The 23,086-nt window shown below is 70.6% G+C and carries 24 protein-coding genes; 11 read left to right on the plus strand and 13 right to left on the minus strand.

Annotation, left to right across the window (positions count from 1 at the left end; genetic code table 11):
* Positions 1–152 precede the first annotated feature (152 nt).
* On the plus strand, positions 153–1,025 hold the full coding sequence (locus ACQRUO_RS10135) for an SAM-dependent methyltransferase (RefSeq protein WP_428315443.1): 873 nt from the start codon (positions 153–155) through the stop codon (positions 1,023–1,025).
* An 82-nt stretch (positions 1,026–1,107) separates the two neighbouring features.
* Here the strand turns inward: ACQRUO_RS10135 and ACQRUO_RS10140 are convergent, their stop codons facing one another.
* The 4 genes from ACQRUO_RS10140 to ACQRUO_RS10155 all read right to left on the minus strand — a co-directional run bounded on the left by ACQRUO_RS10140 (position 1,108) and on the right by ACQRUO_RS10155 (position 3,641).
* A complete protein-coding gene (locus ACQRUO_RS10140) occupies positions 1,108–1,557 on the minus strand; it encodes an SRPBCC family protein (RefSeq protein WP_428315444.1) in 450 nt (149 codons plus the stop codon).
* 4 nt (positions 1,558–1,561) lie between these two features.
* Positions 1,562–1,732, minus strand: coding sequence for a hypothetical protein (locus ACQRUO_RS10145; protein ID WP_428315445.1), 171 nt, complete (start codon positions 1,730–1,732; stop codon positions 1,562–1,564).
* Between the two features lie 139 nt (positions 1,733–1,871).
* Positions 1,872–2,570, minus strand: coding sequence for a transcriptional regulator (locus ACQRUO_RS10150; RefSeq protein WP_428315446.1), 699 nt, complete (start codon positions 2,568–2,570; stop codon positions 1,872–1,874).
* A gap of 159 nt (positions 2,571–2,729) precedes the next feature.
* Complete coding sequence (locus tag ACQRUO_RS10155; RefSeq protein ID WP_428315447.1) at positions 2,730–3,641, minus strand: glutaminase; 912 nt, start codon at positions 3,639–3,641, stop codon at positions 2,730–2,732.
* A 176-nt stretch (positions 3,642–3,817) separates the two neighbouring features.
* On the opposite strand from ACQRUO_RS10155, the gene ACQRUO_RS10160 reads away from it, so the two are divergent.
* Together ACQRUO_RS10160 and ACQRUO_RS10165 are read left to right on the plus strand one after the other, a co-directional pair.
* Complete coding sequence (locus ACQRUO_RS10160; protein ID WP_428315448.1) at positions 3,818–4,720, plus strand: Fpg/Nei family DNA glycosylase; 903 nt, start codon at positions 3,818–3,820, stop codon at positions 4,718–4,720.
* A 236-nt stretch (positions 4,721–4,956) separates the two neighbouring features.
* Positions 4,957–6,576: an AMP-binding protein gene (locus ACQRUO_RS10165; protein WP_428315449.1), complete on the plus strand. Its 1,620-nt coding sequence runs from the start codon at positions 4,957–4,959 to the stop codon at positions 6,574–6,576.
* Between the two features lie 240 nt (positions 6,577–6,816).
* Here the strand turns inward: ACQRUO_RS10165 and ACQRUO_RS10170 are convergent, their stop codons facing one another.
* The 4 genes from ACQRUO_RS10170 to ACQRUO_RS10185 all read right to left on the minus strand — a co-directional run bounded on the left by ACQRUO_RS10170 (position 6,817) and on the right by ACQRUO_RS10185 (position 9,551).
* Positions 6,817–7,395, minus strand: coding sequence for a hypothetical protein (locus tag ACQRUO_RS10170; RefSeq protein WP_428315450.1), 579 nt, complete (start codon positions 7,393–7,395; stop codon positions 6,817–6,819).
* 973 nt (positions 7,396–8,368) lie between these two features.
* Positions 8,369–8,608, minus strand: a complete 240-nt coding sequence (locus ACQRUO_RS10175; RefSeq protein ID WP_428315451.1) for a hypothetical protein — start codon at positions 8,606–8,608, stop codon at positions 8,369–8,371.
* Positions 8,605–8,844, minus strand: a complete 240-nt coding sequence (locus ACQRUO_RS10180; protein WP_428315452.1) for an NUDIX hydrolase — start codon at positions 8,842–8,844, stop codon at positions 8,605–8,607. The genes ACQRUO_RS10175 and ACQRUO_RS10180 overlap by 4 nt, the downstream gene beginning before the upstream one ends.
* 89 nt (positions 8,845–8,933) lie before the next feature.
* A complete protein-coding gene (locus ACQRUO_RS10185) occupies positions 8,934–9,551 on the minus strand; it encodes an FkbM family methyltransferase (RefSeq protein WP_428315509.1) in 618 nt (205 codons plus the stop codon).
* 405 nt (positions 9,552–9,956) lie between these two features.
* Here ACQRUO_RS10185 and ACQRUO_RS10190 point away from each other — a divergent pair, with 405 nt between their 5' ends.
* Positions 9,957–10,457, plus strand: coding sequence for an AAA family ATPase (locus ACQRUO_RS10190; RefSeq protein WP_428315453.1), 501 nt, complete (start codon positions 9,957–9,959; stop codon positions 10,455–10,457).
* Here the strand turns inward: ACQRUO_RS10190 and ACQRUO_RS10195 are convergent.
* The 4 genes from ACQRUO_RS10195 to ACQRUO_RS10210 all read right to left on the minus strand — a co-directional run bounded on the left by ACQRUO_RS10195 (position 10,415) and on the right by ACQRUO_RS10210 (position 14,388).
* Complete coding sequence (locus ACQRUO_RS10195) at positions 10,415–10,915, minus strand: hypothetical protein (RefSeq protein WP_428315454.1); 501 nt, start codon at positions 10,913–10,915, stop codon at positions 10,415–10,417. The genes ACQRUO_RS10190 and ACQRUO_RS10195 overlap by 43 nt on opposite strands.
* 385 nt (positions 10,916–11,300) lie before the next feature.
* Positions 11,301–12,536 carry a glycosyltransferase gene (locus ACQRUO_RS10200; protein ID WP_428315455.1) on the minus strand — a complete coding sequence of 412 codons (1,236 nt, stop codon included), beginning with the start codon at positions 12,534–12,536 and terminating at the stop codon, positions 11,301–11,303.
* Positions 12,533–13,237, minus strand: coding sequence for a hypothetical protein (locus ACQRUO_RS10205; RefSeq protein WP_428315456.1), 705 nt, complete (start codon positions 13,235–13,237; stop codon positions 12,533–12,535). Before ACQRUO_RS10205 ends, ACQRUO_RS10200 begins: the two co-directional genes overlap by 4 nt.
* Positions 13,234–14,388 carry a glycosyltransferase gene (locus ACQRUO_RS10210; protein WP_428315457.1) on the minus strand — a complete coding sequence of 385 codons (1,155 nt, stop codon included), beginning with the start codon at positions 14,386–14,388 and terminating at the stop codon, positions 13,234–13,236. Before ACQRUO_RS10210 ends, ACQRUO_RS10205 begins: the two co-directional genes overlap by 4 nt.
* 145 nt (positions 14,389–14,533) lie before the next feature.
* On the opposite strand from ACQRUO_RS10210, the gene ACQRUO_RS10215 reads away from it, so the two are divergent.
* From ACQRUO_RS10215 to ACQRUO_RS10230, 4 genes are all read left to right on the plus strand, one after another.
* On the plus strand, positions 14,534–15,505 hold the full coding sequence (locus ACQRUO_RS10215; RefSeq protein ID WP_428315458.1) for a helix-turn-helix domain-containing protein: 972 nt from the start codon (positions 14,534–14,536) through the stop codon (positions 15,503–15,505).
* 183 nt (positions 15,506–15,688) lie between these two features.
* A complete protein-coding gene (locus ACQRUO_RS10220) occupies positions 15,689–16,072 on the plus strand; it encodes a peptide deformylase (protein WP_428315459.1) in 384 nt (127 codons plus the stop codon).
* Between the two features lie 917 nt (positions 16,073–16,989).
* Positions 16,990–18,789, plus strand: coding sequence for a hypothetical protein (locus ACQRUO_RS10225; protein WP_428315460.1), 1,800 nt, complete (start codon positions 16,990–16,992; stop codon positions 18,787–18,789).
* Between the two features lie 534 nt (positions 18,790–19,323).
* Positions 19,324–19,485, plus strand: coding sequence for a hypothetical protein (locus ACQRUO_RS10230; RefSeq protein WP_428315461.1), 162 nt, complete (start codon positions 19,324–19,326; stop codon positions 19,483–19,485).
* A 124-nt stretch (positions 19,486–19,609) separates the two neighbouring features.
* Here the strand turns inward: ACQRUO_RS10230 and ACQRUO_RS10235 are convergent, their stop codons facing one another.
* Complete coding sequence (locus ACQRUO_RS10235; protein ID WP_428315462.1) at positions 19,610–20,941, minus strand: helix-turn-helix domain-containing protein; 1,332 nt, start codon at positions 20,939–20,941, stop codon at positions 19,610–19,612.
* A gap of 200 nt (positions 20,942–21,141) precedes the next feature.
* Here ACQRUO_RS10235 and ACQRUO_RS10240 point away from each other — a divergent pair, with 200 nt between their 5' ends.
* Genes ACQRUO_RS10240 through amcA form a run of 3 tightly spaced genes read left to right on the plus strand, consistent with a single transcriptional unit; the run spans position 21,142 to position 23,035 of the window.
* A complete protein-coding gene (locus tag ACQRUO_RS10240) occupies positions 21,142–21,711 on the plus strand; it encodes an ATP-binding protein (RefSeq protein ID WP_428315463.1) in 570 nt (189 codons plus the stop codon).
* An 11-nt stretch (positions 21,712–21,722) separates the two neighbouring features.
* Positions 21,723–22,868 (plus strand): cyclophane-forming radical SAM peptide maturase AmcB, encoded by a 1,146-nt coding sequence (amcB, locus tag ACQRUO_RS10245; protein ID WP_428315464.1) that lies wholly within the window; start codon positions 21,723–21,725, stop codon positions 22,866–22,868.
* Positions 22,865–23,035 carry a multiple cyclophane-containing RiPP AmcA gene (amcA, locus tag ACQRUO_RS10250; protein WP_428315465.1) on the plus strand — a complete coding sequence of 57 codons (171 nt, stop codon included), beginning with the start codon at positions 22,865–22,867 and terminating at the stop codon, positions 23,033–23,035. The genes amcB and amcA overlap by 4 nt, the downstream gene beginning before the upstream one ends.
* Positions 23,036–23,086 lie beyond the last annotated feature (51 nt).

Genomic DNA, 23,086 nt, shown 5'->3' on the forward strand with positions numbered 1-23,086 from the left:
CCCCCCCCCCCCCCCCCCCCCCCCCCCCCCCCCCCCCCCCCCCCCCCCCCCCCCCCCCCCCCCCCCCCCCCCCCCCCCCCCCCCCCCCCCCCCCCCCCCCCCCCCCCCCCCCCCCCCCCCCGGTGTCGTAGGGGCGTCGTAGCATGCGCGACATGAGCCGAGAGTCGAATCCGCCGATCCCCGAGGGCGTGGGCCGCACCGCCGTCGGCATCGCCCGCGCCCGGGCCGTCGAGAGCGCCCGCCCCGACCGCCTCTTCCACGATCCCTACGCCGACGCCTTCGTGACCGCCGCCCGCGGCGGCGAGCCGGCCGTCCCCGGCCCCGCGCCCTCGCCCCAACTCATCGCGCTCGCCCGCCACCTGGTGATCCGCACCCGCTTCTTCGACGACCAGCTGCTGGCCGCCGCCCGGGCCGGCTGCACCCAGGTGGTGATCCCGGCCGCGGGCCTGGACACCCGGGCGTTCCGGCTCGACTGGCCGGCCGGCACCCGGGTCTTCGAGATCGACCTGCCCCCGGTGCTGGCCTTCAAGGAGCACGTGCTCGCCGAGCAGGGCGCGGCCGCGCCGGTCGAGCGCACGGCGCTCGCCGCCGACCTGCGCGAGGACTGGGCCGCCGAGCTGCTCCGGGCCGGCTTCGACCCCGAGCGGCGCACCGTGTGGCTGCTGGAGGGCCTGCTGGTCTACCTGGAGTCGGACGACGTGGCCGCGCTGCTCACCCGGATCGGCGAACTCAGCGCCCCCGGCAGTCGGTTGGGCCTCACCCACGGGCTCGGCAACAAGGAGCGCGCCAACGCCGCGGACCGGCCCGGGGAGCGCGAGCGGGCGCCGGAGATCGCCGACACCGTCTACGCCCTGTGGCGCGGCGGCCTGGACGAGGACCCGGTGACCTGGCTCGCCCGGGCGGGCTGGCGGGCCGAGCGGCACGACCGGGCCGCCCTGGCCGTCGAGTACGGGCGCCCGGCCGACTACCTGACCGCGCAGCGCAGCTTCGTCACCGCCGAGCGCACCGGCGGGTCCGCGGAGTAGCCGGCCAGCGCGGAGTAGCCAGGCAGCGCAGACCCCGCCCGGTCGCGGTCCGGCCCGGGCGGGGCTGCGGGCCGGGCTCGGCTCAGCGGCCGCCGGGCAGCGGCCGTTCGGCCTCGACCAGCTGCTTGAACTGGGCGAGGTCGCCGCGCACCGTCTCCTCGATGGCGTGCGACTGGGCGAAGCCGTTCGGGCCCCCGTACGCGTCGTGCACCGCCTCCGGCTCGTACTCGACCCGGACCTGCAGCCTGGTCGACCCGTTGTCCAGCGAGCGCAGCGCGAAGGTGCCGCGCAGGTGGGCCGGGTCCAGCGTCTGCCAGCTCATCACCTGGCCCTCACCGTGGTCGCTGATCGCGGTCTCGAAGGTCCGCTCCCGGCCGTCCACCTCGATGTCGAGGTGGGCGCGGTGGTTGCCGTGCGCGTGCGCGTGCCGCAGCCCGGCCACGAACTCGGGGTACCGGTGGACCCGGTGCAACTGCTCCCAGCACACCTGGGCCGGGACGTCGATGTCGATCTGCTCTTCCAGTGTGCTCATCGGCTCACTCCGCGTCGTCGTTGTCGGGTTCGCCCTCGGCGCGGTCCTCCTCCGTGGCGTGCCGCACCTGTTCCGAGGTGACGCCTTCCAGCCAGGTGGTGTCCTCGTCGTCTCCGGCGGCCTCGTTGGTGCTGGCCCCGGGACGATCGTCGCGCTGCGGGCTGGCGGTGGACATCAGTGCCTCCCTGCTGCCGTGCCTTCCTGGTGCTCGGGGCCGGCCGGGTCCGGTCGGCCGACATGTCCAGCGTGCGCCCCACCGCTACCGTGGGCAACCGGCCTGGGAAGGCGGCCGGGCGCGTGGACGATCGGGACGGTCAGGCGAGGCCCAGGCCCGGATCCGGTTGCTGCGCGGGGGCGGGGTGCAGGTCGGCCAGGGTGTTCCAGAACATCAGCTCGTACTCCTGCAGCAGCCGTCCGTGCCGGCGGGCCTCGGCGAGCTTCGGCCCGTCCAGGCCGTCGGCGGCCAGCACCTGTACCGCCTCGTCGTCCAGCTCCGGGGCCGGGGTGGCGAAGAAGTCGAAGAAGGCGCAGGCGGCGTCGGTGAAGCCGTAGTGCCGGCGCAGCGCCCGCGCGGTGATCGCGCAGTAGCCGCCCCAGGCGGCGAAGTTCGCGGCCAGCGCGAGCACCACCGCGCCCGGCTCGCCGTTCAGCGCCAGCCAGGCCATCTGGGCCGGGTAGGCCTGGCAGCCGGCCAGCGGCTCGCGGGCGCGCAGCGCGGCCTGGTCCAGGCCGCAGCCCGCGGCGAACGCGGTCAGCGCGCCCAGCGCCGCCGACTCGCCCTCGGCCAGCCTGGCGAAGTAGCCGCCGGCGGGGGAGTCGGCGCACCGGGTGGCCAGCAGCAGGAAGCTGCGCCGGTCGCTGCGGATGATCCGGTACTGCTGGGCGGCCAGTTCGGCGAGGACGGCCCGCGGGGCCACGCCCTGCTCGATCCGGGGGACCAGGCGGTTGTCGCGTTCGGCCGGGGCGAGCTCCCGGCGGATGGTCAGCAGGGCGTCGCGGGGCGTCGGCGTCATGGCAGCAGGGTAGCCGGGCGGTGGCGGAGCGTGCCGGAGCGCGCTGCGGCACGGGCCGTGTCGCCGGGCGCACGGCCGGGCCGGTCCGGCGCACGCCCGGTCCGGTCCGGCCGTGGCCGTCCAGCTGTTCGGCTGTCCGGTCGCGCAGCCGGCAGGCCGTCAGAAGATGGACCAGCCGGTGGCCGTGGTGAAGGCGTCCAGCGCGGTCACCGCGCCGACCGAGTTGCCGGCCCGGTCCAGCGCCGGCCCCCACGCGCAGAGCGTGCCGCGCCCCGGCACCACGGCCAGGATCCCGCCGCCCACCCCGCTCTTGCCGGGCAGGCCGACCCGGTAGGCGAAGTCGCCGGCCGCGTCGTAGGTGCCGCAGGTGAGCATGACCGCGTTGACCCGCTTGGCGTCGCTCTGCGAGAGCAGCCGGCTGCCGTCGGCGCGCAGCCCGTGCCGGGCCAGGAAGAGGCCGCCCAGGGCCAGGTCGCGGCAGCTGGCGCTGATCGCGCAGTGCGCGTAGTAGTGGCCGAGCACCGCCTCGACCGGGTTCTCCAGGTTGCCGTAGCTGGCGATGAAGTGCGCGAGCGCGGCGTTGCGGTGGCCGTGCTCGGCCTCGGAGGCGGCCACCACCGGGTCGGTGTCCAGGTGCGGGTTGCCGGACTCGGCGCGCAGGAACTCGCGCACTGTGCCGGCGGCGTCCCCGGTCATGCTGAGCAGCTGGTCGGTGACCACCACCGCACCGGCGTTGATGAACGGGTTGCGCGGGATGCCCTGCTCGGACTCCAGCTGGATCAGCGAGTTGAACGGGGTGCCGGAGGGCTCGCGGCCGACCCGGTGCCAGATCGCCTCACCGCCGCCGGCCAGCGTGAGGGCCAGGGTGAAGAGCTTGGAGACGGACTGCACCGAGAACGGCTGCTCCCAGTCGCCGGCGCCGTACAGCCCGCCGTCGACGGTGGCCAGCGCGAGGCCGAAGGCGGTCGGGTCGACCGCGCCGAGCGCGGGGATGTAGTCAGCGACCCGGCCGGTGGAGAGCACGGGTCGGGCGGCGTCGACGGCGCGCTGGAGTTCGAGCTGGTAGTCCATATGATGAGCTTTTCATGGGACTGCTCGCATCGGCGCGGCGCGGCCCTCGAACCGGCGTCGGCCGGGCCCAGACCGGCGTCGCCCGGCCCTCGAACCCGGCGTCGCCCGGGCCCGAATCGGCGTCGCCCGGCCCTCGAACCCGGCGTCGCCCGGGCCCGGGGCGCAGACTGGGAGACATGCCGGAACTGCCGGAAGTGGAAGCCCTCGCCACCTTCCTCGGCGACCACCTGGTCGGCCGGGAGATCGCCCGGGTGCACCCGGTGGCGATCAACGTGCTCAAGACCTACGACCCGCCGATCACCGCGGTGCAGGGCCGCAACGTGACCGCGGTCGGGCGCCGCGGCAAGTTCCTGGTGATCACGGTCGGCGGCGGCCCGGGTCTCGGCGGCGGCCCGGACCCCGGGGAGCTGCACCTGGTGATCCACCTGGCCCGGGCCGGCTGGCTGCGCTGGCAGCAGCAGCTGTCCGCCGCCCCGCCGCACCCCGGCAAGGGGCCGCTCGCCCTTCGGGTGCAGCTGGCCGAACCCGGCACCGAGGGCTTCGACCTCACCGAGGCCGGCACCAAGAAGGGTCTGGCGGTTTCCCTGGTCGCCGACCCCGCCGAGGTCCCGGGCGTCGCCCGGCTCGGCCTCGACCCGCTGGACCCGGCCTTCACCCTGGCCGGCCTGCGTGCGCTGCTGGCCGACGAGCGCCGCCAGATCAAGGGCGTGCTGCGCGACCAGGGCGTGCTGGCCGGGATCGGCAACGCCTACTCGGACGAGATCCTGCACGCGGCCCGGCTCTCCCCGTTCAAACTGGCCGCCAAGCTGACCGATGACGAGAGCGGCACGCTCTACCAGGCGATCGGCAGCACCCTGCGGGACGCGGTCGAGCGCTCGCACGGACTGGCCGCCGGGCAGCTGAAGGCGGAGAAGAAGACCGGCCTGCGGGTGCACGGGCGCGCCGGCCAGCCCTGCCCGGTCTGCGGCGACACCATCCACGAGGTCTCCTTCGCCGACTCGGCGCTGCAGTACTGCCCGACCTGCCAGACGGGCGGCAAGCCGCTGGCCGACCGCCGGCTCTCCCGCCTGCTCAAGTAGCCCGCCGACCCGGCCGCGGGCCAGGCTGCCTGCCAGCTGCCAGCTGCCAGCTGCCAGCTGCCAGCTGCCAGCCGCCAGCCGCCAGTCGCCCGCCGCCTGCTGACCTGGCCTCAGGCCGCCTGCGGGCCCCGGCACTCGAACCCGCCGGAGGTGTGGCGGGCGGACCACCGGGTATGGCAGCCTCGCTTCCGCCCGCCCCGCCGCGGGCCCCACCCTCGCCCGCACTGGAGCTGCCCATGCTCAGCCACGCCCACGGCGCCACCGACACGCCCCTGCTCACCGACACCATCGGTGCCAACCTGGCCCGCACGGTGGCCGCCCACGGCGAACGCGAGGCACTGGTCGACGTCCCCAGCGGGCGCCGCTGGACCTACCGGCAGCTCGCCGCCGAGGTGGACACGGTGGCGCTGGGCCTGCTCGCCCGCGGGGTGCGCACCGGCGACCGGGTCGGCATCTGGTCGCCGAACAACGCCGAGTGGCTGCTGCTGCAGTACGCCACCGCCCGGATCGGCGCCGTCCTGGTCAACATCAACCCGGCCTACCGGACCCACGAACTGGAGTACGTGCTGCGCCAGTCCGGCATCGGCCTGGTGGTCGCGCTGCCCGCCTACAAGACCTCGCAGTACGCCGCGATGCTCGCCGAGGCCCGCCCCGGCTGCCCCGAGCTGCGCGAGGTGGTGCTGATCGGCGAGGAGTCCTGGACCGCGCTGCTGGCCGCCGGGCGGGCCGGCGACCCCGCCGAGCTGGATCGGATCGCCGCCGGGCTGCGCCCCGACGATCCGATCAACATCCAGTACACCTCGGGCACCACCGGCTTCCCCAAGGGCGCCACCCTCTCGCACCGCAACATCCTCAACAACGGCTACTTCGTCGGCGAGCTGTGCGAGTACACCGAGCAGGACCGGATCTGCGTGCCGGTGCCCTTCTACCACTGCTTCGGCATGGTGATGGGCAACCTGGCAGCCACCTCGCACGGCGCCTGCGTGGTGATCCCGGCGCCCACCTTCGACCCGGCCGCCACCCTGGCCGCGGTCGCCGCCGAACGCTGCACCTCGCTCTACGGCGTGCCGACCATGTTCATCGCCGCGCTCAACGACCCGGGCTTCGCCGACCACGACCTGACCTCGCTGCGCACCGGCATCATGGCCGGCTCGCCGTGCCCGGCGGAGGTGATGAAGCAGGTCATCGAGAAGATGCACATGCGCGACGTGTCGATCTGCTACGGCATGACCGAGACCTCGCCGGTCTCCACCCAGACCCGCCGGGAGGACGGCTTCGAGCAGCGGATCAGCACGGTCGGCCGGGTCGGTCCGCAGCTGGAGGTCAAGGTGGTCGACCCGGACACCGGCGCCACCGTCGAGCGCGGTGTCCCCGGCGAACTCTGCACCCGCGGCTACTCGGTGATGATCGGTTACTGGAACGAGCCGGACCGCACCGCCGAGGCGGTCGACCCGGAGGGCTGGATGCACACCGGCGACCTCGCAGTGATGGACCGGGACGGCTTCCTGGCGATCACCGGACGGATCAAGGACCTGGTGATCCGCGGCGGCGAGAACATCTACCCCCGGGAGATCGAGGAGTTCCTGCTCACCCACCCCGACGTGCTGGACGCCCAGGTGATCGGTGTGCCGGACGAGAAGTACGGCGAGGAACTGATGGCCTGGGTCCGGCTACGGGCCGGCGCACCCGAGCTGACCGCCGAGCTGCTGCGCGCGTACTGCACCGGGAAGCTGGCGCACTACAAGATCCCCCGCTACCTGCACCTGGTGGACGCCTTCCCGATGACGGTCACCGGCAAGGTCCGCAAGGTGGAGATGCGCGAGGAGGCGGTCCGCCTGCTGGCGGGGGACGCGTAGCGCGGGGGCGCGGCGGGCGGGGGTGGGGTAGCGCGCGCTTGGAAAGCGTGTTGGGGGCAACCCCTCACGAGTTTGAATCTCGCATCCTTCGCCATGGCGGAACAGCCACGACGAAGGCCCCGGCCGCTCAGCAGTCGGGGCCTTCGTCGTGCTGTGGTCTCAGTTTTGGTCTCTGTCCGCAACTCGCAGCTGGCTGCCTGCTGTCTCCTTGACCTGAGGAACGGGGTACGGCCCTGACGGCTACTGGCGGCCCGGTAGGAGGCCAACGACTTTGGAGAAGATGTTCCACCCAGAGGTCAGGAGGGCCGCGACAGGCGCGCAGCCGAACGTCACCCATGGACGGGCCTGACCGGGGAGGGGAAGTCCGGGCAGCACCGCAGCAGCCACCGCTGCTGCGACAGTCGCCGCGGACAGAGCCATTGCGATCCTGACGGTTTCGCCGATCGCCTGCCTGGCAGTCGACAGCGGCTGTACGTCTGGATGCGCCTTGACATCCAGTAGCGCGCCGACCTGGCCAGCTGCGTACTGCTCGCCGATGGTGGCCAGCATCGCGCCAAGGTCAGCGAATGCCTTCTGCGGCTCCGTGTCGAGGCGGGCCACCTGCTGACGCAGGATTCCGGCGACCTGCGCTGCGTGCTGGCGAGCCGGCGCCCGTCGGGTGGAACGGAGTGGGATCGTGCCAGCTACACGGTGCGCCTTCAACACGCACTCCTCAACCCGACGGCATGCGCGGTCGAGCCGGCGAAGCCTTCGCTGACGACTAATCACGGGTGCCCGTTGCGCGTCATCGCAAGCTTCCAGCGCCTTAAGGATCTCCATGTTCAGTCTGAACCGACGCTCTGCCCCTCGGCTCAGCCTCCGGGGCATGAGGACCAACATCCCAAGTGTCGCGGGAACACCAGAGTAAAGATCACCAACCAGTCGTAGAGCCCAGCCGCCGGAGTCTGACCTTGGGTAGCCATGACCCTCTGGCACGAGCTGGCGTACGACTGCAGGAAGTGCTTGAGGGCTTCGAAGTGCTCGCGCCCCGCCCACACCGCACCGGCCTGCAGCGCTTGCTGGCCCTGCCCGATGCTCCTCACCGGGATGTAGAACAACAGTAGAAAGACCAGGATCAGGTCGTAAGGAAAGGTCTCTCGCGTACGACGCAGCGTGTAGAGCGCTGCGCGCGTGTTAGGCAGGGCCCTGTCCGGTAGTGCGAGGCGGTCAGACGCACGGTCGAGTCGCTCTGTCCAAAACTCACCGGCCCGCCGATTGACGACACGCCGCTTGCGACGGCGCTTCATCCAAACCCGCACACCCCGCCGAGCGATCCGATCCATGCGTGAGTTGGCCATGTCCCCCCTCGGATATGTGCCGTCGTGCCACATGATGCAGCAGGCGCAGCCACCTCGGCAGGCTGTCTATTCCGGCCAGTGGTATGACCGCATCCCTCTGCGGGACATAGCGACCGAGCAGCGCCTCCGGCCTGCAAACGCCCCCTCGGGGCAGCACCACGCGCATTGCCGTAAGGCAGCTTGCGGAACGCACCGGCGTGGACGCATCATCGCCCAAGCCTCCGTCAGTCCGTCTGGAGCCGGAGCAAGTTGTGGGATAAGCGATGCTTACCCCGGCACCGCCAAGGCGGAGCAAGTTGTGGGGCAAGGAGTCCTTACCCCGCCTGCCCCTTGGAGGAACAGTTGCCCTCGCCCAGGGGTGCGAGGGCAACGCAGCCGGCCGCCATACGAGAGCCTGGATCCTCCCCCTCGGTGGCAGCTTCCGAGCGGGAGGATGTCCGACCAACGTCACCCCCTCACACCGCGGCGACCGACCATCCGTAGCGGGAGAATGAGGGACCTCCATCGTGGTAGGCGGCCAGCGCCTGGACGGAGGTCGGGAAAGCGGGCTCCGGGAAGCGATCCGCCTTGACCCACTGGGCGGCTAGGTGCTTGTCCGGCTCGGTGTTGGTCACCTCGCCGGTCCACCGGTCGGTGGCGAAGACGAAGAGGACGAACTGCCCGGCCTGGTCAAAGCCCTGCTCGACGTGGATCACGTGGACGAGTACGAGATCGGCCGGATCGACGAGCAGGCCAGTCTCCTCCTTGAGCTCGCGGGGGCGGCCTCATCCATGGCTTCACCGGGCTCGACCTTGCCACCAGGGACGGTCCAGGCCGGCTGGGGGGACCAGTTGCGGGCGGCGTAGAGCACGGCGGTGATCGTGTCGGTGTCCTGGTCGTGGACGATCACGCTGACCGCGTTGCGGCTGTTCATGACGCTGGTAGTGGTCACAGTGCCCACCCCTTGTTGAAGTGCCGGAGGATTCCGATAGTCCGGGTGGGTGGCTGAGACTGGTTCCGCAGCCAGGGCGGCGTGGGTGCTCAGCGCCCGAGCGTGAGCCGGTCGGCGTCGGTGCGCGAGAAGACCAGGTCGGTCATGTGCTCCGGGGTCTCGGTGCACCGGACGGGCGGCTGCGCTCGGCGCATGGCCTGGGGGTAGGCGGCCGGGTCGTAGTCGTTGGTGAGCGTGTAGGGGTGGAAGCCGTGCTCGCGCAGGCTGTCGATGATCCCGACGGCGCTCTCGCCCTGCTTGGCCAGGAGCTTGGGGGTGACTTCCACGACCAGCTCGACGTCCTCGCGCAGGTGCGGCAGCGCGGGCAGCAGCCCCCTGACCGCCGCCGCCTCGGCGCCCTCGACGTCGATCTTGATGACTCGGGCGGTGTCGAGTTCGGCCTGGCCGAGGAGTTCGGTGAGCGGTGCGGCCGGCACGTGGAAGGCGGTGTGGACACGGCTGGGCCGGATGGCGGTGGTGTGACCGAGGTTGGCCGGGTCCTCCAAGTAGAGGGTCAGCGTGCTGGTGGCGTCGGAGGCGGCAGCGCGAACGGCGCGGATGTTGGCGCGGTGATTGGTGGTGGCCGCCATGATCAGGTCGTCGTAGAACTGCGGGGTGGGCTCGATGGCGATGACGCGGCCGTGAGGTCCAACGGCGCGGGAGGCCAGGAGGCTGAACGCGCCACGGTGGGCCCCGACGTCGACGAAGGTGTCCCCGGGCCCGCAGACGGTCGCGTAGGAAGGCGCTCAGGTTCGGCTCCCACTCGCCGAAGAGGTACTGGTAGCGCTGGATGACGTCGCTGGTGGTGACGGTGACCAGGTCGCCCGAGCGCAACCGGGCAGTGGCGTGGAGGGGGCGGGTTCGCAGGCGGTCGTCGAGGAGACGGTCGACGAGCTGGGCCTTGCCGATTGTTCCAGGCGCGTGGCGGACGTAGGCCCGCAGCAGGCGGACGAACGCGGAGGCGGGCACGCGTGTACTCCTTCGGGTGGCGGCGAGTCCGGAAGGCGGCTCCCGGAGACGGCCGTAGTGGCAGACTTGCCGGTGAACGCTGGTGGTGGTGAGGGGAGTTGTCGGTGGCCGAGAGTGGTCCGATGGTGTTCCTGCTGGTGGGGCTCACCGGTTCGGGAAAGACGACCTACGCCCAGCGGGAGCTGGAGCCGCAGGGTGCGGTGCGGTTGTCGGTGGACGAGGTCGTCCACGAGCGGCACGGCCGGTACGGGATCGACTATTCGGAGAGCACCTACTTCGAGAAGGAGGCCCCGGTCGTCGCCGAGCTGCACTCCCGGCTGGTCGAGCTGGTCTCCGAGGGCCGGGACGTGGTGTGGGACCACGGACTGTGGCAGCGGAAGGACCGCAACGCGATGAAGGAGCTGGTGGAGTCGGCCGGCGGTCGGTGGCGGCTTCTGTACTTCCCCGTCGATCGGGACGAGTTGCTGCGCAGGCTGGCCGAGCGCAACCAGCGAGGCGACGCGAACGCGCTGATCGTGACCCCTGAGGCTCTGGACGACTTCTTCGCGCGGTTCGAGGCGCCTCAGGACGAGGGCGAGGAGATCGTGGAGCCGGGCTGGCTCTGACGGGGCGGGCGCCAGGCGGCGTGGATCTGGGCGGCTTCGGTGGCCCAGTCGTCGGGCAGGCGGTCGAGGGTGACATGGCGGAAGGCCAGGCGGGGGTCGGAGATGTCGATGCGGCCGTGGTGGCGGTCGATGTGCTGCAGCAGGCGGGTAGCCTCGGTCCGGACGGCGGGGGTGTGCTCGGTCCAGGCGCCGGAGGCGAAGCGGGCGACCCTGCGCCGTAAGTCGTCCAGAACGCCGGCGCGCCACTTGAAGTGGTGGACGCACGCGAGCGCGTGCGGATCGGGCCTGCGGCCGGTGGCGCGGTGATTGCCGGAGGCCACGACGACGTCCGAGAGCGCGAGGACGATCTTGCGGGGGTCAGCCTGGAGGAGGCGGTGGGTGAGGTGGCCGCCGAGCGGGAAGGCGCGGTCGAGTCCGGTCTCGGGGCGCCAGAGGGCGAGTCGGCCGTCAGCGGCCACGCGGTCGAGCATCAAGCCGCCCACCACCGCGCAGCCGTTCTCTTCGGCTGCCTCGGTGAGCTCGTTGAGTGGGGCCGGATAGGTCTGGAACTCGTCGGAGTCGGCGAGCAGGTGCCAGCCGGGGCCGGCCTGCTCCCGCAGCGCGTCGCGCAGTTCGGTGTTGGTGTGCTCGTGCCACGCTCCGGTGTTGACCTGGCTGGTGGGAGGCCGAGGCTCTGGGCGGTGTCCAGTAGCTGGCGACGCAAGGCGTCGGGGACGTGCTCGGCGAAGTGGAAGGCGAGGCGGAAGCGCTCGACGCCGAGCGCGCGGTAGTGGGCGGTCCAGGCGGTCAGCAGGGCCGGTTCGACCGGGCCGATCACGGCGACCAGGGTGGGGGAGGCGGGCGTCATCGGTACTCCTTGACCAGGTCGGTGTACGTCTCGGTGAGGTAGGCGGCCTGCTCGGAGGCCGGGAGCATGTCCAGCACCGCAGGGGCCCGCGTCCCCGGCCGGGCGAGCGGCCCGTCCGCCAGCTGGTCCAGGGACTTGGCGAGGGCGCCCGGGTCGCCGTCCGGGAAGAGCTGGGCCCAGGGCTGTCCGGCCAGCCGCTCGGTCAGGTCCGGGTCGTGGTCGGAGACGACCAGGGGGACGCCGAGCCGGGCGGCGTCCATGACCAGCCCGGACTCCATACCGGTCCCGGGACGCCGTGCCACCAGGGCGGCATCGGCGGCAGCGTAGACGAGCCGAAGGACGTCTTCGCCGACCGGGCCGGGCACGGTGTGGACTCGGACGAGGGGCAGGCGGTGCCAGCGTTCGAGTACCGCGTCGTCCAGCGGAGTGCCGCAGACCAGGACGTGTAGCGGCTTGGTGAGGCAGGCCAGGGCCGCGTCGACGGTGGCCATGTCCTTGTAGGGCCACCAGCCGCCGACCAGGCAGACCGCCGTCGCCGAGTCGGGGATGGTGAAGGCGGCGCGGGCACCGTCGCGCTCGGCGGCGGTGAGAGGCCGACCGTCGTCGACCGCGAACGCTCGCACCCGCCCTGGGAGGTGGGGGAAGGCCGGGGCGAGCCGGTCGCGGACGGCGGTGGTCGGATAGAGGGCGACCACGTGCTTCTCGCTCCGCCGGGCGAGCCGACCCAGCAGCCGGACCGGCGAGTCTTCGGTGGTGACCTGCTCGTGGATGAACCGCAGGTGCGGGGTACCGCCGAGCAGGGCGGCCAGGCCGTGCAGGGCTTCGCTCGCGCTGAGGATCACCACGGCCGCTGGGTGCGGGGCGAGGCGGCGGGCGGTACGCAGGCATCCGGCTTCGGTCAGGCAGCGCGCGACCAGGGTGACCTGGTGCGGCAGCCGGCGGAGCGGCAACGGCCAGCGCCGTGAGCGGAAGGCCCGCTTGCCAGCGGTTGAAACGCGTTCCGCCGCGCGTGCTGCGGCCAGCAGGGCCTTCGCCGCCAGACCCACCGGTCCGGCGGCGATGCAGGAGCCGGCCCGCAGCAGCGGACCGGGCCCGTCTGCGATCCCCTGCGGGGTGATGACCACGGCACCCGGGCGGGCGGCGGCGAGCGCCGTCAGCGTGCGCTGGTGGTGCCCGCCGCCGAGGTGCGCCTGCGGCTCGATCAGGACCAGCGGCCCGGAGCGGGCGCTCATCCGGCGATCGCCCGCTCGCCGTGCAGCGTGGTGAAGTGCCGGTGCAGCCAGGTCGGGTCGTTGAGGGCCTCGAACCGCTTGGGGTCGCGGGCCGCCCGGTGGGCGAAGTCGCACCCGTCGCGGGCGCCGGCTGCCGCGTAGTGGGCGAAGTCGCCGTCCTTGCTGGTCGTCCAGGCCAGGATGCGTTCCTGGGCGGAGGTGTCGGTCATTCCGTACTCGCTGCCGCGCGCGAGCATCGCGCACTCGCGGAAGCCCGCCTTCCAGGTGTGGAACGGGGTCTGGTTGAACAGCGTGGTGCTGGCGGTGTCCTTGCTGAACTCGACGCGTCCGGGCAGCGCGGCCAGCACGTCGACGGCTTGGCCCATCTCGCGCAGCGCGCTGGTGCGGATCAGCTTGAGGCCGCCGTAGCCGTAGGTGAGGCCGTTGACCGGGTTGACGGCCCGCCAGACCCGCATCGACACCCCATCGGCCAGCGGCTCCACCGCGCTGGCGGGGAAGTCGGGGTCGATGGCGAAGTCGCCATCGGCGAGGAAGAACTGGTCGGTGTCGACGAGTTCGGCCGTGAGCCGGTAGGCGCGGCGCATCCCGCGCACCCCGTGCAGGCGCTTGACCGTTCCGCCCAGCACGCGGGCCAGGCGGGTGTGCAGGGAGTCGGCCAGCGGCTCGTCGTAGGAGAGCAGGACCGCGTCGAAGCCGGTCACTTGATCGCCTCCAGGTAGCGGGCGGCCACCGCAGCGGGCGTCAGGTCCGCGGTGGAGGCGTGCGCGCGCTTGGCTTGCACCAGGTAGAACTCGGGGTCGGTGGCGAGGCGTTCGGCGATCCGGACGGCCTGATCGTCGGTGTCGAACACCAGCTCCGGGTCGAGGTGTTCGGCCAGCCAGCCGATGCGCGGGCCGATCACCGGCAGGCCCATCGCCTGGCAGTCGATGACCGACATGGACCAGGGGCAGCCGGGCCGGAACGGCGCGATGCCGAAGTGGGCGCCGGCCAGCAGGTTGCAGTAGCGGACGCGGTCGCCGCGGTCCGAGGCGATGGCGACGCCGTCCACGGCCGCCAGCTCCTCCAGGTTCCGCTCGGGGCTGGGATCCAGGCGGATCCGCTCGGCGCTGCGGGTGCCGAACAGGTCCATCACGGTCAGCCGCACCGGGGCCTCGGCGACGAGGTTGCGGGCGAGCTGGGTGAAGCGGGCGGTGCCGTAGTGGGCGTACAGGCGGTGGTTGTAGATGCCGACCGCCCGGCCCTCCGGCGGGGTGATCTCGGCAGGGTCGCGGACCACGCGCACGTCCCTGGGGGCGGGGACCACGTGCAACTTCTCGGTGAGCTCGACGCCGGTGCGGGCGGCGGCAGCGGCGGTCCACGAGGCGGCGGTGCCGGAGTGGACCAGGACACGGTCGCAGGCCGCGAGGCCGGCGGCGAAGGCCAGCAGGACGCTGCGGCCCAGCCCGCAGTCGTCCATCGCGGGGTCCAGCTCCAGCTGGCCGGTGTCGGTGAAGGAGAACGGCAGGTAGTGGCAGTAGCCGACGATCCGCGCGTCCACTCCGGCTTCCAGGAGCGCAGCGCGGAACGCGGGGGCGGCCTCGAACTGGTTGACCACGACCACTTCGGGCTGCTGGCGGCGGAACAGTCGCACCAGGGCGCCGACGCCCGGGTCGAAGCGGGCCCGGTACTTGGTCGCGGGCGACGTGGTCCGCTCGAACTGCACGCGGTCGTCGCCGGCCGGGACGGGAGCGGCCACGGTGACCTCGACCCCGGCGTCGGCCAGGGCCGGGGTGAGCATGTCGGCGAAGGTGTAGCCGGAGTCGGCAGTCAGCTGGCTGGAGTTGGAGACGTTGAGCAGGTACAGCAGGCGCATCGCTTGAGTCCTCCCTCTTCTGAGCCCGGGGATCGACCCAGGCTGGCAAAAGCAGGAAACTGGCCACCGGGGCCGTGACAGAATGGTGAATCGATATCACTCACGGTTCATTCATCTCATCCGGCGGCCAGGGCGGGGGGCTTTGATGGACGCGAGAGACGGCGCCCCGACGGTCGAGCAGGCTGCCGAAGCGTTTGCGGCGGAGGTCGCCCACTGGCGTGAGGTGCGTGGACTGCCCAAGCGGGAACTGGTCCACAGGATGGGCTTCGATCCGTCCTATGTGAGCCACGTGGAGTCCGGGCGACACAAACCCACCGAGGACTTCGCCCGCCGCGCCGAGGAGATCCTCAACGCGGGCAAGGGCATCAGGAGACGCTGGCTGGACTACGAAGGAGCCAAGTCCCGCATGACGGCGTCCGCTGTCCCACCGTCTCCCCGCAGACCCGAACAGCCATACGCGACCGGCTCGGCGATCATCGTGGCCCACGACGGCGCCCACCTGGACTACGACGGCTCCCGGTACCGACTGACGATGCGTCGGCTGCTGCGGAACACCGGTAGCGAGCCGATCACCCGCTACCTGATCCGCATCAGCGTCGACCGCTACCCCGGCGAGCCTGAGCGCTCCAATGCCCACTACCGCGAACACCCGCTGACCTGGGACGAACTGGCGCTCACCGCAACCTGCCGTGGCGAGGCGATGCGCTGGCAGGCCAAGCGCGACCGTGATGCGTTCAAGGAAGTGTGGCTGCTCTTCGAGAACGACCACGGCCGCTTCCCGCTCTACCCGGGCGAGGAGGTCTGGATCGAGTACGCCTACTCCGTGAGCGACGAGAAGTGGGGCCGCTGGTTCCAGCGCGCCGTCCGCCTGCCCACCGAGCACCTGGAAGTCGAACTCGCCTTCCCAGCCGACCTCGACCCAGCAGTGTGGGGCACGGAGACGTCCATGACGGCCGAGGCGGCGCCGCTGCGGACCGCCCCGATCCGGCGCGACGAGGACGGCAAGCGCGTCTTCTCCTGGAGCACCTCCACACCAGCCCTCCACGCCCGGTACCGTCTGGAATGGCGATTCCGGGCCCGACCCGAACGCGACACGAGCCAAGGGGAGTTCAGGTGATCCAGGTGCGGCCCAGCGAACAGATGCGTGACCTCGGCATCGTCCAGGAGGGCGCCCCCATCCTCGCCGAGCCTGCCTGCCCCTTCGACCTGCCGGCCGAGCGCGATGCCGCCGAGCAGGTCATCGAGAAGCTGTTCACCGCCATGGAGCGCATTCGGCCAAGTCCACCCCTTCGCCAAGGGCATGGGCATCGCCGCACCCCAGATCGGGGTGGGCCGCGCCGCCGCCATCGTCCAGCCGGCCGAGCCCGGAGCGCCCGCGATCATCCTGCTAAACCCCCGCATCACCGAGGGCTCCGACGAGACGGACGAGCAGTTCGAGGGCTGCCTTTCCTTCTTCGACGTCCGTGGCATGGTCCCCCGCCCATTGCGGATCACCGTGGAGACCACCACCCTGGACGGCCAACTGGCCACCATCACCTACGAACGTGGGCTCGCTCGCCTGATCCACCACGAGATCGACCACCTCGACGGACTCCTGTACACGGCCCGCATGCGCTTCGGAACCGCTCCCATTCCCGTCCAGCAGTACAGGCAGACAGGCCAGGCATGGGCCTACGAGCAGTAGTAAGCAGTCCGCGACACCAGGCCGGCAGCCTACCGAACGGGCCTGCAGCATCCGGTGGAACCACTCGAGACGACCCTCGTTTCCTGCATCTCCGAGCGTGGCTACGCGCAATGGTGGATGGGAGAAGGCCAACGCCACCGTCAAGAGCGCTCCTCGCACTGTGCGCTTCCCATGCCTCGCCACAGAGACAACCACGACCGCCAGGTGGACTCGCTAGACCTCCCTCACGGCTGGAGGTCCAGCGAGCTGGTTACCACCATCTGGCTCGGGCCCCGCCTAGACCGTCATGCAGCCGACGAACTCACAAACCGTCCCGCACAGATGCAGTGCGACTGTATGTGAGAAGGACACGTACATAGCTGCTGAGCGTACGGATGAGGCGGATGGCACGATCGGTACCTCCTGGCAGAAAGGGCAGGAGTACCAGCGCAGGAACCGTCGCAACCGTGATGACCACCAGCACCGGAACGGTTAGCGCGACAAGCAGCACACGTTGGCTCAGGCCCAACGCACGGGTGGACAGGGTGACAGGCAGAGATGGCATGGCCCCTCCGAGGCTCGATAGTCCGCCGGTGGAACACACCGGGCAAAGTGCCGCGCTCATCGTCTGATTTCGCAGCAATCCGACGATGCCTCTGGTGAGATGTTCGGTGCGACCTTGAAGGGTTGTTCACCGCATAGAGCCGAACAAGATGGGTTGTCCATCGCCGGCAGCCGAATCTGGGAGGTGCGCGACGAACGCGCGACATGACAGAAGTCCAGGCGGGCGGCCATGGGGCCCCCTTAAAGGCAGTACTGCGGAGGCCAACGAGCTTGCCGGGCTACTGCGAGGCTGGCTGGGCGGCGCAGCTCTGAAGGTCGCTGAACTCCGCCAGGCGTTCACGCAGGACCACTTCACCGATCACAGGGTGCCGGCCATGTCCACGCTCTCACAGTGGTTGGCTGGTCAGGGCCTGCGTTGGGACTTCATCGAGGCCGTCATAGATGTGTGCTCTGCTGACTCCGTCATCGCACAAACCAGAACCGCCCAAGCCCGATCCATCTGGGACAAGTCACGCGGCAACCCGACGCCAGTAGCCACAGCTGCTGCAGTGGTGGGAGAGAGCGCGTTGTTGCTGGCCAAGCAGGAAGTCATTGACCTTCATGTTCAGCTTCAGCAAGCCATGCAGGCTCTGTCGAGCAGTCAGCGTGCCGAGGCCAACGCCGGAAGACTGGTGGTCCTACTGCTGGGGATGATCAGCCAGTTGAACCTGAAGATCGGTGAACTCGCTCGTCAAGCTGACCGGGCGCACTCCCAGCCGTCAGCTCCCTCTGATGAGGAGAAGCGTATCCGTCGGCGGCTCGCTGAAGCCGAGGAGTACCGGAACCGCGCCCTACGCGAGAAAGAACGCGCTGAAGCAAAACAGCGAGAGGCCCTCGAGCTGGCTGACCAGGCCAGCCGTGAGATCGACCGACTGAAGGCTGAGGTCAACCGCCTCAACCAAACCATCGCCCATGACCCAGGCCAGGCGCAGGAAGCACTCCAAGTCACTCTCGGTGGCGACGACATCGATGCTCTCCTCGGCGACGTCAGTACGTCTCTCGACAAGGCCACCCAGGTGAATGACACCGGGGACCAGCTGACATGGGACGCGCGGGGTGCACTGCAGAGCCTTGAGGATGCAACAGCCCCCAGGACGTCAGCGCCATCGGCAAGTGCCGCCGGCCGCAGTGCGTTCTCGTCGGATCCTGCTGGTGCAGACAACACGAACAAGTCCCCCACCAGCACATCCCTGGCGAACAATCCCCGCGACGAGCCATCCCCCACAGATCTCGTGAGGCGGCGCGGTGGATTGCTGTCTCGGTTCAGGTCTGGTCGGGCTGCAGAGCGGCGGCTGGCTCAGGGGATGCCCCTGGACTCGGCCCACGACGTACTCGAACTGGTCTACGCCCTCCAGGAGGCCGAGCGACATGACGCGATCAAGTCGCTTCTGGCAGAGGCCGGGAATCGGCTCCAGAGAGACGAACTGGCCCAAGTAGCCGTGGGCTTGGAGATTAACGACGGCTTTTACATGGGCCCCGGTGCGGTTGTGCGGGCAGCAGCCAGGACACGCTCGGTGCAGGACGTAGCCCACTTGTTCGTGGCTCTTGACGACGCGGGCGTCCGGCCAAGCTTCTCTTCCGAGCTCCTGGATGAGTTCGGGCGGTCACGCCAGATGGCGGACGTACTCGAACTCGCCTGGTCACTTCAGGCTCTGGGACGCGACCGTGAAGCGGGCAGCATGCTCGTCAATATGGCCCGCTACTGGCCCGCCAGGGACTCACTTGGTATAGCCGGGCGTCTGCGGGCCGAGGGGTACAGAGGACAGGCGTTGATGCTGTTGTCCGCTGTCGGTCAGGCCCGACCCATTGACGAGGTGATCGTTCTGGTCAGCGAACTTCATGCTGCCGACCGCGCTCGAGACCTCAAGGACGTCCTCGGAGGCGCTTGCGACCGAGAGGCTACCCAGGAGGTTGCTGGCCTGATTGTCACACTGCACGGCTTGGGTCGCCTTGATGAGGCGGCGGGGCTTCTGAACGACGCAGGCCAACACCGCCCCGTAGCGCAAGTCGCCGAGATCGTTCGTAGGCTCGATGCTTCTGGCTATCTCAACTCGTTCGAACATGCAACCGTTGGTTTGCCGCAGCAACGGGAAACGCTGATCAGGAAGGAGCTTGAACGGCCTGCGACAGGCTGAGCGGGTTGCAAACCCGAGCACGCCGAAGTAGGCCTTTGGCGACGCGGGGTCCGCGCCGTTCCGTCTGGACCACCGGCGGGCGCCAGACACCCTCGGTAAGGCCAACATCGGGATGGTCAACGAGGGGATCCTGCCGACCAGCGGCGTTCGACGCTCGGCATGGTTGCAGTTCTGGTTGCGTTCACCCCCGTCCAGCGTCGTTCAGAGACCGATTCGCCACCCGCTCCGCCCCAGGTCAGAACCCCTACGGATGCCGGCGGACACCCAGACGGACAGTTGGAAAGCGTGTTGGGGGCAACCCCTCACGAGTTGGAGTCTCGTATCCTTCGCCATGGCCGAACAGCCATAACGAAGGCCCCGACCGCTCAGCAGTCGGGGCCTTCGTCGTACGTGGTCTCAGTCAGAGCCGCCGTGCCTCGTCGCCCTGCCAACGCGCCCTCGCCTCGCCCCGGACCTCACGCCGAGCTTGATCGCACAGCACCTCGACGGGCGACCGGCAGGTCTGGATGCAGGGTCAGCAGCAAGATTTTCCATATGGCATGTGACTACCGTTTGAAATTGGCCGTTCACGCTGCCGATGGGCCCGACGGCAACGCGCTCCAGGTCCTCGACGGCCTGAGCGCTGAAATGCGCGCTTTCGTCGATCGCCTGATCGCCGTAGAGCGCCAGGCCGAGGCAGTCGCGCAGTACGGCTGACCCACCGGCCGCAGCCAACTACACAGTTGGGGCCTCGCTTGGACCTCGTCCACGGCGGCCGGGATCTTCCGGCCGCCGTGCCATTATGGGGGTTTGAGACGCGCCGCGGAGGTCCAGCGCCGCACTACACGGTCGGGGCGTTCTCGACGGCTGCCGCCCTGTCGTCCAACTCTTCGACACCGGGCACGTTGCGGAGCCGGTAGAGGCGGGCGCGCATGTCGTGCACCGCGTCCTGCACCTTGATGGAGCGGATGCCGTCCGCGCAGTCGAGGAAGTCGCCCCAGGAGGCGAGGGCACCGTCGACGTCGTCCTGGCGGAGGCGGACGGTGCCGAGATCGGCTAGCACGATCGCCCGGGTGCGGCGGCGGTCGAGGCCGTGGATGTCGAGCGCGTGGTGGAGGTGGTCCTGCGCACTGGTGTGGTCGCCGAGCTGGGCGAGGATCATGCCGGCCTCGTGGGCCCACCGGCCGGTGCTGTAGTGGCTGGCCCACGATTCGCCCGGGGCGCCGGTGGCGCGCTCGATGGCGGTCTGGGAGGCGGCGAGCGCGCTGGTGGTGGTGCGGCGGTAACCGTCCAGGGCAGCGGCGTTCGCCAGGGTCGCCTGGTAGTAGGCCAGGGCCCGCGGGTCGCCCACGTGCTTGGCCTGATCGACGCACTCCTCCGCTATCCGGACCGCCGTGGGCCGGAAGCCGAGGTCGATCGCCTGGACGGCCAGGCCACGCAGGGTAGTGGCGGCGAGTTCGGGGTCGCCGGCCTCGGAGGCGAGGCGGAAGGAGTGTGCGTAGTACTGCTGGGCGGCGTCCTGGTTGCCTTCGTCCTGGGCCATCCATCCGATCAGGTGCACGAGTTGGGCAGTTGCCGCGAACAGCTCCTGACCGACGGCTTCGCTCCATGTCCCTTCGAGCCAGGGGACCACGTCGTGGTGGAGGTAGCGGACGGCGAGGTGTCGGGCGTGTCCGCCACCGAGTTCGGCTGCGGCGTCACCCAAGGAGGTCGTCATCTGGCGGACAGCAGCGACCTCACCCCGGCCGACCTGGACCTTGCCCTTGGACTTGAGCCGTACGCGCCGCAGGACGGACTCCGGGTCGGGCAGGCTCAAGGCCGTCAGCGCGTACGCGGTGGAGGCGGCCACGAATCCCCGGCGATCCACCACGTCCCTCCGGCTCAGCTCGATGACGGAATCCACGGTATCGCCAGTGTCGCTCTCCGCCGGAACAGTTGGCTGGACGGCGACCGTATCGGCGAGGTCGATATCGAGAACCTTGATCAGGTACGGCATCCAGTACTTCGGCACCCGGCCGCCGCGCTCCCATCGGGAGACCTGGCCCCGGTCCGGTCCCGATCCTCCCTTGCCCTCCGCCGTACCGAGTTCGAGGCCGAGCCGGGGTTGTGACCAGCCCTTCTTCTCCCGCGCGGTCCTGATCAGGTCCGCGACCGTCACAGGTCCCCCTGACACGGTGCCCTCCCTCGGGCCGCCCGCAGGCCGACACCTGGCCCACAGTGGCCCACAACTGGCCGACATCTGGCCTACACCTTGGCACCTTATTCGTCAGCGCGCACGGCTGTTGACTGAGAGTCAGCCGAGCAGGGTGCTCCGGACCGGGGCGGTTCGGCTCCACGATCGGCGGCACCGGCCATCCCGTCGGCCCATTTCCGATGGCCGGTGCCGCTCTCCACAGCCCCCGAGGAGAGCAGAGCCATGTCCGTGTACCGTCGCGTGTTCTTCCTGGTCCGCGATCCGGCCAACGTCGCCAAGGGCCGTCAGCGGGTCCGCGCCATGCTCGCAGACCGGGGATCCGGCTGGATGAGGGGAGCCGCGACAGCCTCGACGTCGTCGTGTCGGAGTTGATCACGAACGCCATCCGGCACTCGTACGGGCCGGTGCTCACCGTCGGCGTGTACGCCGACCCGCGGGCCCGGCGTGTCCTGGTCGAGGTCTACGACGCCTCCGTGATCCTCCCGCGGACGCGTCAGGCAATGGCCAACGAGGAGACGGGCCGGGGCCTGCTCCTGGTTGAGCGGCTCGCGCTCTCCCACGGCGCCGAGCGCACCAGCCGGGGCAAGCGGGTCTGGGCCGAGCTGGCCGTGCCCGAGCAGGCCATGACCCGGCGCCAACTGCTGGCGCATCCGCGCAGAGTCGGCAGGCACCTTCTCGACCGCCTGCGCAACGCCTCGCCCGCCGGCCCCCGGCGTGATTGCCCGCGTGCCGCCCTTGGCGCCGATTGAGAGGTCATCCGATGAGCGAACCGCGCCGCTACGACCGCCACCTCGCGCGGCGGCCGCAGTCCGTGGTCGTCCAGCCCACGAGCTTCTGCAGCCTCGCCTGCACGTACTGCTACCTGCCGCACCGCGACCGCCGGGAGCACATGAGCGTCGAGGTCGCCGAGGCCGTGGCCCGCTCGGTCGCCGAGTTCGCCCCAGCCCTCAGTCCGGGCCGCCCGTTGGAGTTGGTCTGGCACGCGGGCGAACCGCTGGCCCTGGGCCTGCGGCGCTTCGGCGAACTGATCGCCGCCTTCGAGCCACTGCGGCAGGCCGGTCTGGTCCACCACTACGTGCAGACCAACGCCACCCTGGTCAACGACGACTGGTGCCGGTTCCTCGCCAGGTACCAGTTCCGGGTGGGGGTGAGCATCGACGGCCCGGCCGCCCTCAACGCTCAGCGGGTCGACCGCAAGAGCAAGCCGGCCTTCGACCGGATCGTGAAGGGTGTCGCGCGCCTGCGTGAGGCCGGCATCGCCTTCTCCGTGATCGCGGTGGTCACGGCCGAGAGCGTTGACCGGCCCGAGGACCTGCTCGACTTCCTCACCGGCCTCGGCTGCCACACCATCGGCATCAACATCGAGGAGACCGAAGGCGTCAACACCACCAGGCCGATGCCCACCGTCGAGCAAGCCCGGCAGTTCTGGCGCCGCACCATGGCATGGAGCCGCCGCACCCCAGGCCCGAAGGTGCGCGAGCTGGCCCGCCTCGGCGACTACCTCCACGCCGCACGAACCGCCCGGCAGACCGACCGGGATGCTCTCCTGATCGACCCCATCCCCACCGTCTCCGCGGCAGGCGACGTGGTGCTGCTCTCACCCGAGCTCGCGGGCATCGCCGCGCCCGCCTACGACGACTTCCGGGCCGGCAACGTCCTGCACCAGTCGCTGGCGTCCATCCTCGACGGCGCCCACCGGCTGCGGTACGTGGACGAGTTCCTCACCGGCCTGGAGAGGTGCGAGGCCACCTGCCAGTTCTTCGACTTCTGCCGCGGAGCGCAGGCCGGCAACCGCTACTTCGAGAACGGCCGCCTGGACACCACCGAGACCAACTACTGCCGCGTGTCCAGGCAGGCCCTGATCACCGCCTTGTCCGATACCGTCCGAGAGGAGCAAGCAGCATGACCGTGCTCGAACTGCTGACCACCGCCGAGGCCCCCGTTATCGAGGAGCTCACGGCCGGCCGCTCGCACGACCCCGCGGTCGCCAAGTTCGACAACCGCCCCACCTGGGACAACCCCGCGCCCAAGTTCGACAACCGGCCGACCTGGGACAACTGGAACAAGAAGTAGCACCGCTGCCGGGCGGCCTGCGCCCAGCGCACGGGCTGCCCGGCCCCACAG

It is taken from the genome of Kitasatospora sp. LaBMicrA B282 (assembly GCF_050325825.1).
GTDB lineage: Bacteria > Actinomycetota > Actinomycetes > Streptomycetales > Streptomycetaceae > Kitasatospora.